Genomic DNA, 15,165 nt, shown 5'->3' on the forward strand with positions numbered 1-15,165 from the left:
AATTCAGTGCGCCGCAGCGCTTTCGGTGACCTGTACGGCATCGCGCAACGTTTCGGCGAGCGCGCCGACCAGAGCGTCCGCGCGTTCTGCGGACAGCAGTCCCTCGACATAGCCCAGGTTCAACGCGATGGGTCGCGCGGCAAAGAAGGGCAGTGACTCGAGGTCGCACCGGCCATGAGCTGACCACACAAATGACAGTGGGCCGGCACCGCTCTCGCGATACCGGCCCATTGGGAAACGTTCGGGCATGAAACCCGTGGTGGACCTGACGGACCAGCATACGAACCGGGCGGTGCTGGTCGACGGGCCGGACATCATGGTCCGGGCGGTAGGTGTCCGATCGAATTCGATCGAGGATGCCCGATTATTGCAACCGCTCCGCACGCCCGACCACAACGAATCCACTGCGTCTCAAACCACCCACGCGACGGCGAGGCTCCGGCCAAGCCGCCGTTTCAGTGTTGGCAAGAAGTACACGATCCGGAGCGGCTGAACGCGCATTCGCAATTCGGCAAAACGCGCACACGGATATGCAAGGGCTGTCCGGCGCTGGAGGTGAGCACCGCGGCCTCGCGGCGGGTCAGAGGGAAGGTGGTGCCGGGGCGGTGAGCCGGTGCGCCCCAGTACTTCGCGCCTGACGATCCACAAGCCGATACTTACAACCTCATGGTCCGAACGCTAGGTTGAGATGCCACCACATACGAGCCGCGCCTGCGCCATACCCGGCTCCGCCGGGCGACAATCCCCCTCACCCCTTCTCGAACCCTGATCCCCCAATCACTTTCACCGCTAGGACACGCATGCGTCCGTCTCGACGCTCCCTGGGAATCGCCCACCGCATCGGCATCGGTGTGGGCCTGCTGTTGCTCATCGCCGGAACGGCACGGCTGCTACTGGTACCAGTGAATTGCGCCGGACACCGCATGGAATCCGATCAGGTGTGCACCACCACCGAAAAGGGCCGCACCATCACCAGAACCTTCGATCAGCAACGGACTGTTCGCTATTCGACGGATGGTTTCCTGATCATCGGCGGCCTCATCGTCACCGCAGGATCGGCCGTGCTCCTGCGTAGGGATACCTAGCGACCAGCGCGGCCATCGGGGTGGGCCATAACAACGGATCGGCGGTGCCGGAAGGCGAGGACGGTGATCAAGAGGAAACTCCGCAAAGTTGCCTATGCCAAGTGTTCGCGTTGTGACGATCGGTGGACCTGACGGACCAGCATACGAACCGCGCGGTCCTGGTCGACGGGCCGGACATCATCATCCGGGCGGTAGGTGTCCGGCAACCGGTTGGCGGTGATGCCCGATGAACGGCCACTACGACAACCCGGCTGCGGATGGGGTGGCGTTTGGTGGCGCGGATGGGTCAGCGTCTGCTCGGCGTCCTATAGCCGCCACCCCAAACGCCGAACACGGTGTCAGCATCCGCGCCGCTCAACGGCAGGATCCGGGTGTTGGCTCGAAATCCCGACTCAGTATCAATACTGAGGGTTCATCGCGTAGGGGGCGGCGCGGCGGCCGTGTCGTGCACTGCGGCGGGCAGCCGCGCACAGGACCGGCTGGCCAAGCTGCAAAGCGCCCCAGGGACAAGACGATCGCCCGTGGGGCGCATTCCTGCGGCGACTCCGATCATTATTGAACTGTTTCGCACTGAAATATCGAAATCGGGCCCCTTCTTTGCAGTTAACGGGCGCGACACCGCCAAATACCGGAACCCAGCGGACCCCGTGATTGATGCCGAACTTTGACCGCGGAACACGGAATTGCATCAATTCCGGTCTCATACGCGGATAAACGCGGGTTCTCCTGCCAGTACAGGGTGACGCCACGCCAAACGCCGAACATCTCACAGGAGCCCCGATGGAACGTCCCGAACCCGGAAAACACTCCCCGACAGGTACAGAACCCGCCGGGCCACCTGCTCGTGACCGCGCCCACCAACGCTGGCACATCGACCGAGTCGACACCGACCCCTCACCGCCACCCAACACGACCATGCCGTCACCCTCCTCACTGACCTTCTCACCGCATGGATCCACCGTCACCCCGACAACGGCGAACGGGATGCCGCATGAAACGCCACGACCGAAATAGCCGCCACACCAATACATTCGAAACCCGATCGAGGGACAATAGGATCGGCGACATACCGGACCCAATCCCGCACCCGAATTCCGTACCGTCACAGGTTGTTTCGGATATCCACCTTTGCGAGAAACGTGTATAGATGGGAAGGACCGGCAGCATGGCAGGCAGCAAGAAATCCTCAAACTCGCGTATCGCCACTGACACGGCCGACTGGGGGCAGGACGTGCGGGTAGGGACTTACACCCGCCGCTCCACCACCGAAGACAACCAGCCCTACTCCATCGAAGCCCAAGACGCCCGGCTGGCCTCCTACATCGATTCCCAACCCGGCTGGCGACACACGACGTCGTTCACCGACGACGCTTCCGCCGAGCACCGAACGGCCCGCAACGCGCCTTGCAAGCCGCGCGTGCCGGACTCATCGATGTGCTTGTGGTCTACCGGGTCGACCGCTTCTCCCGCAGCCTGCGCGACCTGGTCACCCTGCTGGACGATCTGGACCGGGCCAGAGTCGTGTTCCGCTCCGCCACAGAACCATTCGATACCTCCACACCCATGGGCCGCTTGCTGGTGCAGATGCTGGGCATGTTCGCCCAATTCGAACGCGACACCATCATCGACGGCGTCATCGCGGGCATGGAACGCAAAGCCGCCAAAGGACTGTGGAAGGGCGGCAAACAACCCTACGGCTACCAAGTCGACAAAACCACACAGACGCTAGTGGTCGACGAAGCCGAAGCCGTGGTGGTGCGCATGATCTTCGACCTCTATTCCTGCCGCCGTCTCGGTGCCCGTGCCGTCGCCGCAGAGTTGAACACGCGGGGTCATCGTGCCAGCACTGGCCGGGAGTGGTCCGGCCATCACGTGCTGCGGATCCTCAGCAGCCGGATCTACCTCGGCGAGTTGACCTTCCGTGGCACCACCGTCACCGACACCCATCCCGCCCTCATCGACGCCACCACCTTCGAGCACGCCCAGTCAATCCTCGACGCCTGCGGGGAGTCCCACGCCCACCGCGCCGCGAACTCATCGGACTACCTGTTGACCGGCCGCTTGCGCTGCCCGCGTTGCGGGCGCGCCATGATCGGCACCCGCGCCACCGGGCGGTCCCGTTCCTATCGCTATTACGCCTGCTTCAACCATGCCCGCTACGACACCGATAAATGCGTCTTCACCCGACTCGACGCAGACTCCGTCGACGCCGCCGTCCTCGAAGCTCTGGGCAAGTTCTACCGCACTCGCCACGATCTGATTGACCAAGCCATCACCGCCCAGAAGCGCCACCACCAAGACACCAGCAGCGACACACGCGCCGAACTGACCACTGTCACGGGCGAGCTCACGAAAGCCCAGCAGGCGATCGACCGCTACCTGAACGCTTTCGAAAACAGCACTCTAGACCCCGAACTCCTCGCCGAACGACTCGGCGAATTGCGCACCAAGACAAGCCAACTTGCCACCCGCCGCGACCAACTCACGATCACGCTCGACAACGAACCCGTCGCCCACGTCGCCATCACCGGTCCCGATCGCTTGGTCCCCACCTTCCGCATCCCCCAACCCGGAAACGACATTGGGGCTGGTACCGCTTCTGCGGTACCAGCCCCAATGGAGTCGGAGCGGCGCGGTAGCGTCCGATCGCCGGAACTCCTCGAGAACCGGAGAAGAACCCAGCTCGATGAAGATTCCCACGTCGCGGAACGATTCGCGACGAAGGATCTCCGGGACGCCTTGACAGTTTCTGTAACCAGTTCTAGATTTGGTGCTGCGCCCCATGCAGCGGGCAGTGCTACTTCACAGATACGCAATGCATTTGGGGGCTTCTTCTTCCGTCTATACGCGCTTCGCGTGGCGGAACTGTTACGCAACCGAATTTTCTGAGCGGTTGGCATCGGGGGGGACTTCGCGACCCTTTGTCGACCGGAAGGGTCCGAGTGTGGCTACATCCTATTTGCTCGGTGGTCATATCCCACTGACAGATTCGTCCGTCCAAGAATTCTATGACCGCTATGCGACAATTCGCCGCGCATTCGACGAGGTCGCCGAATGGACGGAACTTTCCGTCCAGAATCTGCTCGTCGGCGGCGGCAGCAGTCAAGGCAAGGAAGCGTTGCACGCTTTCGACGGATTGCGGCAGGCGACGCTGGTCGTGGGTATGTACGACGTGCTCGCCGAGCGCGGCATTCATCCCGACGCCGTCGGCGGTATCAGCCTCGGCGGCGTGATCGCCGCCAGTCTGGCCGGTGCGGTCGAGCGCAGTGAACTGTTCCAGATGCTGCACCACCACCGGCTCATTCCACCGCAGTCGCCCGACTCGCGACCGCAGGGAATGGCGGTGGCCGCCTTGCGATTCGGTGACGACCCGCTCGACTACTACGGCGAGCGTCGCCCCGGAATCTATCTCGCGGCCGACTACGACGCCGCCCACGGCGGCGATGTGCACGTCATCGTGCTGTCGGGATATGTCGACGCGCTGGAGGAGCTGGTCGCCGAGCATCCGCGTCGCATGCAGATGCTGGAGGAGTATCCCGGCGCGTTCCACAGTCCCCTCGCGCAGTACGCGACGGACTTCATGGAACCCTATGTCGCCGGGATGACCTTCCGGGATCCGAAGATCACGCTGTTCTCTTCGCACACCCCGGATACCGTGTCCACGGCCGAGGAAGTGCGACAGTTCTTCCGGGACAACCACATTCGTTCCGCCGGCGTCAAGCCACTGATGACGCAGGTCGAGCGAATCGGAACCACCACGGTGATCGGACTCGGGCCGGGTCTACCGCAGCGTCTGGTGGTGGAGCCGCTGACCATGACGTTGATTCTCACGCCCGATGAGCTGGATGCGGCCACGTCGACGCAAGCGCTGGGGTGACACATGTCGGAATATGTCCCTACCGGTGACGCCATCGCGATCGTCGGCCTGGCCGCCAGTGCGGAACCGGGCGCGTTCGACGCGGAGTTCTTCGGATTCGATCAGGCGGCGGCCGAGGCCACCGATGGCCGGCTCCTGATGCTGCTCGAAACCTGCTGGCAGGCAGTGGAATACGCGGGTATCGACCCGACGACGCTGCACGGGAGCGACACGAGCGTCCATATCGGCGCCGCTGGCGGCGATTTCGGCCGCGCCGCCACCGTGCTGGGCCTGCGCGGTCCGGTGCTGAGCATCGACACCGGCGCGTCCGCCACGCTGGCCGCCCTTGCGCTCGCGACGCGTTCGTTGACCGCCGGTGACTGTTCGCTCGCGCTCGCGGGCGGCGTCGGCGGCCTGGCCGAGGGCGCGGCGGTCTTCGTGCTGGAGCGATTGTCCGACGCCCACGAGCGCGGCCACCGGGTGCTCGCCCTGGTCCGGGGCTCCGTGATCGATCAGGGCGATTCCACCGACACCCTGTTGCACGCGGCCGGCACCACGGCCGCCGACCTCGATGTCCAGGAAGAGTTGCGGGGTGATTCCCCGATGACGGGCATCTCGGCCGTGCTCGACCTGATTCGCGCGCTGGGCGAGGACCCGATGCCGCGCCGGGGCACGGTATCGGTGTTCGGCACCGGTGGCACCGGTGCCCACGTGCTGCTGGAGCGGGCACCAGAGTCCGCGCCAGCCATGCTGTCGGACCGCGGTCACCGGGTGCCGTTGGTCATCTGGCCGCTGTCCGGCAAGTCGCCCGAGGCGCTGGTCGCGCAGGCCGCGCACCTCGCCGACCACGTCCGGGCGCACCCCGAGATCACCGCGCGCGAGGTAGGCCACGCGCTGACCACGACCCGGTCGACCTTCGACCACCGTGCGGTGGTGCTGGGGCGCAATCGGGTCGAATTGCTGGCCGGGCTGGCGGCCGTGGCCGCGGGCAATCCGGCGGGGCCGCCTCGGGGCCGCGCCGTGCCCCGCCGGGTGGCGTTCGTCTTCCCCGGCCACGGCCCGCAATTCACGGGTATGGCCGCGCAATTGCTGTCCGAATCCCCGGTTTTCGCGGCGTCCATCGCCGAATGCGATGCGGCTCTGTCCGAATTCGTCGACTGGTCGTTGATCGACGTGCTGAACGAAGCGCCGGGCGCACCCTCGGTCGAACGTCCCGACGTCGTGCAGCCCGCCCTGTTCGCCGCAATGGTTTCCCTTGCGGCACTGTGGAAGTCGTACGGAATCGTGCCCGCCGCGGTGATCGGGCACTCACAGGGCGAGATAGCGGCCGCGTATGTCGCGGGTGCGCTGACCCTGTCCGACGCCGCCAGGATCGTGGTCTCGCGCAGCAAGCTCCTGGTCGAGCTGAAGGGGACCGGCGGGATGGCGGCGGTCAACGCCTCCGCCGCACGGGTGCGTGAACTGATGTCCGGCATCGCGGATCTGCACATCGCGGCCGTCAACTCGCCGTCGGCCACTACCGTCGCGGGCGGGGTGGCGGCGGTGGAGCGAATGCTCGCCGCGTGCGAGCGGGAAGGCGTGCGGGCGCGTCGGCTCGCGGCCGAGGCCGCCGGGCACACCGAATACGTGGATGTGCTGCGCGAACGCTTTTCCGCCGCGGTCGCCCCGGTCACGGCGCGCGCCACCGACGTCACCTTCGTCTCCACGGTTGTCGGCGGCGTGCTGGCGGGCGAGGAACTGGGTCCGGACTATTGGTTCCGGAACATGCGCGAGCCGGTGAATTTCGACGATGGCTGCCGCAGCGTCCACGCGGCGAGCTGCGACGCTCTCCTCGAGTTGAGCGTGCACCCGGTCCTGGCCGCCGCCATGCACGAATCGCTGGGCGACGCGGCGGATTCCTGCCTGATTCTCGGCTCGCTCCGGCGCGACGACGCCGGTATCCGCCGGGTGTTGACCGCCATCGGCGAGGGGCATGTCGGCGGTATGTCCCCGGCGTGGCCGACGATCTACCCGGTCGGCTCCGAGCGGCCGATCGAACTGCCCACCTATGCTTTCCAACGTCGCCGGTATCGACATACGGTCGTATCCGACGCCGGCCCCGACATGGGGAACGAGGCTGCGGTCGACGGCTCGCGCCCCGCGTTCTTCGGCGTCGAATGGCTGCCCCTCCAGGCGTGGCGCGGACGCTACTCCGACAGCCGGGGTGAATGGGCGATTGTCGGCGCTGGGCCGCTCGGCGTGCGAGGGGCGGTCGGCACGCACCGTGACCTCGAATCCCTCTATGCCGCGGTGCATCACGAAGACGCCGTGCCGCCCGTGGTGGTGTGGTCGCGGCTGGTCTCCGGGGACACGGGATCCGATGCGCAGCCGCCGCAGGCGCTGCGCGCCGAACTCGCCGGGATGCTGAAGACGATCCAAACATGGCTGGCCGAGCCACGATTCGCCGAGAGCAAGCTCGTCATCCTCACCCGCGGTGTGCATTCGGCCGAGGCCGACGCGGGTGTCTCCGCGCTGGTGGACGCCAGCGCGTGGGCGCTGGTGCGCACCGCGCAGTCCGAACATCCGGACCGCATCGTGCAAATCGATCTCGACGCGGACGACATCAGCCTCGACGAGATCGCGACCGCCCTGCGCCTAGAGGAGCCCGAATTGGCGATGCGCCGTGGCGAATTCCTCGGCCGCCGCCTCCGCTCAGGGGCCGATGTCGCGCCCCCGCCCGAGGCGGCCGCCGCGCCGCCCGCCTTCGATCCGAACCGCACCGTGCTGATCACCGGTGGCACCGGTGCGATCGGTGCGATCATCGCCGGGCACCTGGTCCGCGGCTACGGCGCGAAGCATCTGCTGATCACCAGCCGCAGCGGTGCGGGAGCGGCCGGAATCGCGGAACTGACAGCGGAATTGGCCGCGATGGGCGCGCAGACGACCGTTGCCGCCTGCGATGTGAGCGATCGCGACGCGCTGACCGCCGTGCTGGCCCGGGTGCCGGACGCGCATCCGGTCGGGGCGGTCGTCCATCTCGCCGCGGCGCTCGCCGACGCGACCTTCACCGCGCTCACCGCCGACCAGCTCGATACCACGCTGGCCGCGAAGGCCGTCGGCGCGTGGCACCTGCACGAACTCACCGCGCACCTGGACCTGTCGATGTTCGTGCTGTTCTCCTCCGCGGCAGGGGTATTCGGCTGGCCCGGTCAAGCCAACTACAGCGCCGCCAATGTCTTCCTCGACGGTCTGGCCGGGTACCGGCAGCGGCGCGGACTGCCCGCAACCGCACTGGCCTGGGGCTGGTGGGGAGACACGTCCAGTCTCGACGAACTCAACGACGCGGACCGCGCCCGGTTCGGCCGCTTGGGGCTGACCCCGATCACATCCGCGGAGGCCGTCGAATTCTTCGATGCCGCACTGCGCACCGGGGTGCCCTACGCGCTTCCGGTCGGATTGGACATCTCGGTGGTGGCCGACGGGTCGACCGGCAAACCCGCGCCACTGTTCCGGGCGCTGCCGCACGCCGGGGGCCGAGCCGCGGCGAAAGCCGACGACCCGGCCGCGCTGACGGCTCGGATGGCGGCGCTCGGTCCGGCGGAGCGGCTCTCCGCCATGACCGAACTGCTCAAAGCGCCGGTCTCGATGGTGCTCGGGCACGCCACACCCGATGTGGTGCAATCGGATCGGCAGTTCGCCGAGATGGGTCTCGACTCCCTGGGTTCGATCGAACTCGGTGCGCGGTTGCGGGCGATGACCGGCGTGCGGGTGGGCAATGCCGTGATCTACAAGCATCCGACGGTCCGGCTGCTGGCCGGCCACGTGCTCGAACAGATCATCCCGCGGCCCGCCGACCTGGCCGCCCCGATCGTCGTCGAGGTCGAACAGCTCCTCGATCGCCTATCGGCCATCTATGACGGAGAGCCCTTGCCCACCGACCTCATCGCCCGCCTCACCGAGGCGACGGACCGACTGCGCGACACCGCGGTCGTGACGGCGGAGTCGGTCGGGAGCGTCGGATGACCACCGCGGGGATGGAGCCCGTCGCGATCGTCGGCATGGCGGGCCGATTTCCGGGTGCGGCGGATATCGAGGCGCTGTGGGAGCTGCTGAACACCGGCGGCGACGCCATTCGCCCGGTGCCCGAACAACGCTGGGACACCGACGCCCCGCTGGACCGAGAGCACAGGATTCAGGCCGTCGGCGGGTTCATCGACGGCGTCGCGGAATTCGACGCGGCGTTCTTCGCCGTGTCGCCGCGCGAGGCCGTCGATATCGATCCGCAGCAGCGCCTGATGCTCGAAATGGCCTGGCGCGCGGTGGAAGACGGCCGTGCGCGCCCGGATGACCTCCGTGGCTCCCGCACCGGCGTCTATATCGGCGCCTCGTGGCACGACTACGAGATTCTGCGCAAGCAGCGCGGCCTCGGCGCCAGCCAGCACAGTTCGGTCGGCAATGCGCTCGATGTCATCGCCTCGCGGGTCTCCTACACCCTCGGGTTGACCGGACCGAGCATGACCGTCGAGACGGGTTGTTCCTCGGCCCTGGTCGGATTGGACCTGGCGGTCCGGGCCATCCGGTCCGGGGATATCGACGCGGCCCTGGTCGGTGGCGTGAATCTGATTCTGGCACCGGATGTTTCGGTCGGCCTCACGTATTTCGGCGGGCTGTCGGAGGACGGGCGGTGCGCGGCCTTCGGGGTCGGCGCGAACGGATTCGTCCGTGGCGAGGGCGTGATCGCGATCTATCTCAAGCCGTTGCGGGCGGCCCTGCGCGACGGCGACCGGGTGCGGGCAGTCATCGCGGAAACCGTCGTGAACAATGACGGCGGCGGCGAGAGCCTGGTGACACCCTCCTCCGAGGGCCAGCGGGATCTGCTGCGGCGGGCCTACACGACGCGAACGCTGGACATCGACACGCTCGCCTATGTCGAGGCCCACGGAACCGGAACGCGCCGAGGCGATCCCATCGAGGCGCGGGCGCTCGGTGAGATCCTCGGAGCCGGGCGCGCCGCCGCGAGTGGACCGCTGCTGATCGGTTCGGTGAAGACCAATATCGGTCACCTGGAAGCCGCAGCGGGTATCGCCGGACTGGTGAAGGCCGTGCTGTGCCTCGAGCACGGCGTGGTGCCGCCGAGCCTGCACTCCGAAGAGCTCAGTCCCGATATCGACTTCGACGAGCTGAATGTGCGAGTCGTGCGGGAGCACAGCGTGCTCCCGGACGGTGATGACGTCCGCATCGGCGTGAACTCGTTCGGCTGGGGCGGCACCAACGCGCACGTGGTGTTGCGTCGCGCGCCCCGCATCGCACCGGAGACGGCACCGAGCACCGAGGTCGCGGGGTTCCTTCCGGTGTCGGCGCATACCGCGACCGCACTGCGGCAGCGGTGCCGCGATCTCGCGGATCTGCTCGACGCCGAACCCGACCGCGTGGCCCCGATCGTCGCCGCGCTGAGCCTGCGCGCGCCCGCGCAACCGCTGCGGGCGGCGGTGCTGAGCACCGCCCCGGACGAACTGGCGGCGGCACTGCGCGCGCACGCCGACGACCCGGCCGCCGAATCGCCGTCCACGCTGTCCGGACGAGCCCGCGAAATCGGCCGTACCGCTTTCGCTTTCCCCGGCCAGGGCGGGCAATGGCACGGCCTGAGCGCCGCGCTCTACGGCCGGGACGCGGAGTTCACCGCGGCCGTGGACACGTGTGCCGCCGCGCTGCGACCCCACGTCGACTGGGATCCGGTCGCGGTGCTGTCGGGCGCCGCGGGCCCGGGCTGGCTCGATCGGGTGGATCAGGTACAGCCGGTGTTGTGGGCGTTGTCCCTGGGCATCGCGGCCTGCTGGCGACGGGCGGGCATCGTGCCCGACGTCGTCGTCGGACACAGCCAGGGCGAAATCGCCGCGGCCACGGTGGCCGGTCTGCTCAGCGTGGACGACGCCGCGCTCATCGTGGCTCGGCGCAGTGCCCTGCTGCGGTCGGTCGCGGGGACCGGACGCATGCTGGCCGTCGAGCTGCCGGTCACCGAGATTCCCGCCGCCATCGCGGGATTCGAGGATCTGGTGGCGCTGGCCGTGCACAACGGCCCGACCTCGTGCGTGCTCTCCGGTGACGCCGACGCCATCGAGGCGCTGAGCGAGATACTCGGGGCCGACGGCGTCTTCTGCCGAATGGTCAATGTGGACTACGCCTCCCACAGCCCCGGGATGGCGGCCGTACGGATTCCCTTGCAGGCCGAGCTGGCCGGTGTCGCGCCCCTACCGGGCGAGCGGGAGATGTTCTCGACGGTCCGGGTGGGCACCGTCGGACCGGAAGACCTCATCGGCGACTATTGGGTGGCAAATCTTTGCAACCCAGTACTTTTCGCCGACGCGATGAACGCGCTGTTCGATACCGGCGTCACCCATGTGGTCGAGATCGGCCCGCATCCGGTGCTGTTGCCAGCGGTGGAACAGCTGGCCGCCGAGCGCGCCGACGCGCCGCGGGTGCTGCCGTCGTTCTATCGGGACTGTGATCCCGGCATCGAGTGGCCGCGCAGTCTGGCGCGCGCCTTCGTCGCCGGGCTGCGACCCTTCGCGGCGGTCGGCTCGACGACGCAGGCGCTGCCGCGGTATCCGCTGCTCCCGCAATCGCATTGGCTCCCCGCCGCCGGTCCGGCGCGGCTCGAACCGGCGGTAGGAAGGCATCGAATCCCCTTGTACCCCAGCACTATCGAAGCCGGGACCTGGCACGCGACGCTGCCGGTCGACCCGGCGGGGATCCCCTGGCTGGCCGATCATGTGGTCGGCGACGCGGTGGTGGTTCCCGGCGCGTTCTGGGCGGTGCTGGCGCTCGCGGTGGCGCGCACCCGATTCGGTGCGGACGCGGTGTCGTTGTCAGGGTTGCGGTTCGTGGAAATGCTCACCCTGGGCGCGATGCCGTCCCGGGTCGAAATCACGCTGCGGCAGGACTTCGCGGCCGGGGCGAGCTTCGAGATCGCGGTGCTGGACACGGACGCCGAGACGTGGACGGTGCATGCGCGCGGACGTGCGCTGCGGACCCCCGACAGCGGCGCCGCGCCGCGACCGTTCCCGTCCCTACCCGGCGAACCCTTGCCCGGCGACGAACTGCCGGTGGCCGAGTTCTACGCCACCTGCGCCCGGCGCGGGGTGGACCTGGGGCCGAATTTCCAAGGGCTGCGCGAGCTCCGGCGCGGGCGCGACGAAGCGGGAGAGTTCGCGCTGGGCAGGATCGTGCTCAGCGAGAGCGCTCGCGCCACGTCGCATCCGGGCGAGTTGCACGCCACGCTCGTGGACTGCGCCATGCAGACGGCGCTGGCTGTGTTCGAGGGTGAGCACACCATTCTGCCCGGCGGCATCGATGAACTGCTGCTGGACGGCCGACCGGCCGGACACCTCGACACCGCCTGGGCCTATGCCGTCCGACGCTCCGATGCCACGGCCGATATTCACGTCTTCGACGACGAGCGTGCGCCGCTGGCCCGCATCCTGGGCCTCGAACTGCTCGCGATCGAGGACGGGCGCGCCGAGACCGGGACGCACGAGCGTGAACTGTCCTTCCTCTGGCAGGCGGCCACCCGCGTGGAAACAGGCGGGCCCGCAGGCACTTTCGCCGTCACCGGGTTCGGAGACGCCGTCGCCGAGCTGACCGCGGCGCTGCGCCGCGGTGGGGCCACCGTCGGCGTCGAGCAGGCCGACACGATAGTGCACCTCGCGCCCCCGGCCGACGCGGGCTTGGATCTCCAGCGCCGAGGGCTGCTCGAACTCCGGGACCTTGTCACCGCGTGCGTCCGATCATCCGCTGCGACACCACGGCTGGTGGTGGTGACCACGGCGGCCCAGGCGATCGACCCCGCCGAGTGCCCCGACCCAGGTGGCGCGTTGTACTGGGGATTCGCTCGGGTCCTGCGCCGCGAGCACCCCGAATTGTCCACCGAGATCATCGATCTCGCCGCGCCCGATCTCGGCGCACCGTACCGGCGGTTCGATGAGTGCGCCGCCGAACTCCTGGCGCGAACCGGCGAGGACCAGATCGTGCTGCGCACCGGAGCCGGGCGGTACGTGGGCCGTCTGGAACAGGGAGAGCAGCCGGAAAACACTGCGGCAGTGCGTCCTTGGCATGCCACGACGCGTACGTTCCAGCTCGTCGGCGCTGCCGGACGGATCGGAGCCCAGCCGCACCTGCGGCCGTTCGAGGTGCGTTCACCCGAGTCGGGCGAGGTGGTGATCGACATCGAAGCGGCGGCGGTGGATTACCTCGACGCGCTACGGGCGGTGGGGACGTCTCCCGGCGACGCGGTGGACCGGAATCCACTGGGCCTCGCGTGCGCGGGTGTCATCCGCGCGGTCGGTCCCGGGGTCACCGATCGCGCCGTCGGCGACCGGGTGGTGGCCTGTGGGTTCGGTTCCCTGGCAACGCATCTGACCGTGCGGGCCGATCACACGCAACCGATTCCGGACGCCATGTCGGCCGAGCTCGCCGCGGCCTTGCCCATGGCGATCACCACCGCCTGGTACGCGTTCACCGCCCTCGCTCGACTGGAGCCGGGAGAGACGGTGCTGATCCACTCCGCCGCAACGGTGTCGGGACGAGCCGCACTCCGCGTCGCCCGCGAACTCGGGGCGCGGATCATCGCCACCACCACCACCGCGGCGGAGCGGGACGAGCTGCGTCGCGACCACGGCCTCGAGCATGTCTTCGATTCCCGGACGCCGGAGTGGGCGGACGCGGTGCGGGCGGTGACCGGCGGCCGTGGGGTCGACGTGGTGCTCGATCCGCTGACCGGGTCGACCGTCGAGCTCGGCCTGCGGATGCTGGCCGAGGACGGGCGCTTTCTCGCGGTCGGCGCATCGGATATCCGGATCGATCGTCGGATCGGGTTGCGGCAGTTCGCGAACGGGATCACCCTCGCGGCAGTCGATGTCCCCGGATTGATGGTTCGTCGTCCCGAACGGTTCGCCGCCGCACTGCGGGAGGCGTGGCACCGGGTCGGTGTCCGGGCCGCAGCCCCGGGGGCCATCACCGTCGGTGAATTCACCGGGGCAGCGGCCCTGCTGGCGGCTTTCGCCGGGATCGAGCAGGAGAGCCGGGGCGCGCTCGTGCTCACCGGACCGAGCCGGGTCACCGACATCGCTCCGGATCCCCTGCCGGAGGGGCGTTTCCGCGCACGCGGCACCTATGTCATCACCGGCGGTCACGGTGCGCTGGGCCGCAGTCTGGCCGACCACCTGCTCGCCAATGGTGCGGGCGCGGTGGCGTTGATCGGCAGGAACGCACCTGACGCGGTGGAAGCGGCCGGGCTGCACAGCTATCGGGCCGATGTGGCGGACGCGGCCGAGCTCGCCTCGGCACTGGACGCGATCCGCGCGCAACTTCCGCCGCTGCGCGGGGTTTTCCACGCCGCTGGCATCCTCGACGACGCCACCATCCTGGGGCTCGAGGCGGACCGGTTGGAGCGCGTGCTTCGGCCCAAGATCGATGGCGCCCGGCACCTGGACACGCTCACCGCCGACGATCCACTGGACCTGTTCGTCCTGTTCTCCTCGGCCGCCGCATTGATCGGCAGCTCCGGACAGGCCGCGTACGTAGCGGCCAACGCCTATCTCGACGCGCTCGCGTTGGCGCGTCGGCACGCGGGGCGGCCCGGGTTGAGCATCCAATGGGGATACTTCGCCGACGTGGGTCTGGCCGCGGCACAGGATGATCGGCGTGCTCGGCTCATCGAACGCGGAATCACCAGCTACACCACCGGCGAGGCGTGGCACGCCATGGCCGGCTTCCTCGCTCAGGACCGAGCCGTGGCCGGGTATATGGCCTTCGACCCACGACTGTGGTTCGATGCGTATCCCGACGCCGCCGCCCAACCGAGCTGGCAGCTGCTGCGGCAGCGGAGCGCGCTCGTGTCGGCGGTGGCGGGGGCGGGCGAATTCCACGCGGCGCTGGCGGATTCCACCGCCGCCGGTCGGCACGTCCTGGTCCGGGACAAGATCACCGATGTGGCCGCGCGCGTACTGCGCATGCACGCGGCCGAGCTCGATTCCCGCACGCCGTTCAAAGCGCTCGGGCTCGATTCCCTCATGAGTCTGGAATTGCGCAACCGCCTGGAATCCGCGTTCGGACTGCGGCTTTCGCCCACCCTGCTGTGGACCTACGGCACCGCCGAGACGCTGGCGGGCGCGATCGGCGAACGACTCACCGACACACTGCCCACGGTCCCCGTGACCGTCGGCTGACATGACATCAGGAGACACTCCC

The 15,165-nt window shown here is 68.4% G+C and carries 7 protein-coding genes; 6 read left to right on the forward strand and 1 reads right to left on the reverse strand.

Translation table 11 applies throughout. The annotated features are described in order from the left end of the window. Nucleotides 1-3 precede the first annotated feature (3 nt). A complete protein-coding gene (locus tag ACQP1O_RS34085) occupies nt 4-249 on the reverse strand; it encodes a hypothetical protein (RefSeq protein ID WP_433562470.1) in 246 nt (81 codons plus the stop codon). Here ACQP1O_RS34085 and ACQP1O_RS34090 point away from each other — a divergent pair. From ACQP1O_RS34090 to ACQP1O_RS34115, 6 genes are all read left to right on the forward strand, one after another. Beyond that, a complete protein-coding gene (locus tag ACQP1O_RS34090) occupies nt 248-493 on the forward strand; it encodes a hypothetical protein (RefSeq protein ID WP_433562471.1) in 246 nt (81 codons plus the stop codon). The genes ACQP1O_RS34085 and ACQP1O_RS34090 overlap by 2 nt on opposite strands. A 307-nt stretch (nt 494-800) precedes the next feature. Continuing rightward, nucleotides 801-1,085 carry a hypothetical protein gene (locus ACQP1O_RS34095; protein WP_433562472.1) on the forward strand — a complete coding sequence of 95 codons (285 nt, stop codon included), beginning with the start codon at nt 801-803 and terminating at the stop codon, nt 1,083-1,085. A 1,404-nt stretch (nt 1,086-2,489) separates the two neighbouring features. Beyond that, nucleotides 2,490-3,974 carry a recombinase family protein gene (locus ACQP1O_RS34100; RefSeq protein WP_433562473.1) on the forward strand — a complete coding sequence of 495 codons (1,485 nt, stop codon included), beginning with the start codon at nt 2,490-2,492 and terminating at the stop codon, nt 3,972-3,974. Beyond that, nucleotides 3,901-4,962 (forward strand): hypothetical protein, encoded by a 1,062-nt coding sequence (locus ACQP1O_RS34105; protein WP_433562474.1) that lies wholly within the window; start codon nt 3,901-3,903, stop codon nt 4,960-4,962. The genes ACQP1O_RS34100 and ACQP1O_RS34105 overlap by 74 nt, the downstream gene beginning before the upstream one ends. Before the next feature lie 3 nt (nt 4,963-4,965). Next, nucleotides 4,966-8,943, forward strand: a complete 3,978-nt coding sequence (locus ACQP1O_RS34110) for an SDR family NAD(P)-dependent oxidoreductase (RefSeq protein ID WP_433562475.1) — start codon at nt 4,966-4,968, stop codon at nt 8,941-8,943. Next, nucleotides 8,940-15,143: a type I polyketide synthase gene (locus tag ACQP1O_RS34115; RefSeq protein WP_433562476.1), complete on the forward strand. Its 6,204-nt coding sequence runs from the start codon at nt 8,940-8,942 to the stop codon at nt 15,141-15,143. The genes ACQP1O_RS34110 and ACQP1O_RS34115 overlap by 4 nt, the downstream gene beginning before the upstream one ends. The last annotated feature ends 22 nt before the right edge of the window (nt 15,144-15,165 follow it).

This window comes from Nocardia sp. CA-151230 (assembly GCF_050942175.1).
Lineage (GTDB): Bacteria > Actinomycetota > Actinomycetes > Mycobacteriales > Mycobacteriaceae > Nocardia.

What these genes read in the sequence shown, in the direction of transcription:
- ACQP1O_RS34110 (WP_433562475.1), top strand. Translation starts at nt 4,966, where the DNA reads ATGTCGGAATATGTCCCTACCGGTGACGCCATCGCGATCGTCGGCCTG.
- ACQP1O_RS34085 (WP_433562470.1), bottom strand. Translation starts at nt 249, where the DNA reads ATGCCCGAACGTTTCCCAATGGGCCGGTATCGCGAGAGCGGTGCCGGC.
- ACQP1O_RS34105 (WP_433562474.1), top strand. Translation starts at nt 3,901, where the DNA reads ATGCATTTGGGGGCTTCTTCTTCCGTCTATACGCGCTTCGCGTGGCGG.
- ACQP1O_RS34090 (WP_433562471.1), top strand. Translation starts at nt 248, where the DNA reads ATGAAACCCGTGGTGGACCTGACGGACCAGCATACGAACCGGGCGGTG.
- ACQP1O_RS34095 (WP_433562472.1), top strand. Translation starts at nt 801, where the DNA reads ATGCGTCCGTCTCGACGCTCCCTGGGAATCGCCCACCGCATCGGCATC.
- ACQP1O_RS34115 (WP_433562476.1), top strand. Translation starts at nt 8,940, where the DNA reads ATGACCACCGCGGGGATGGAGCCCGTCGCGATCGTCGGCATGGCGGGC.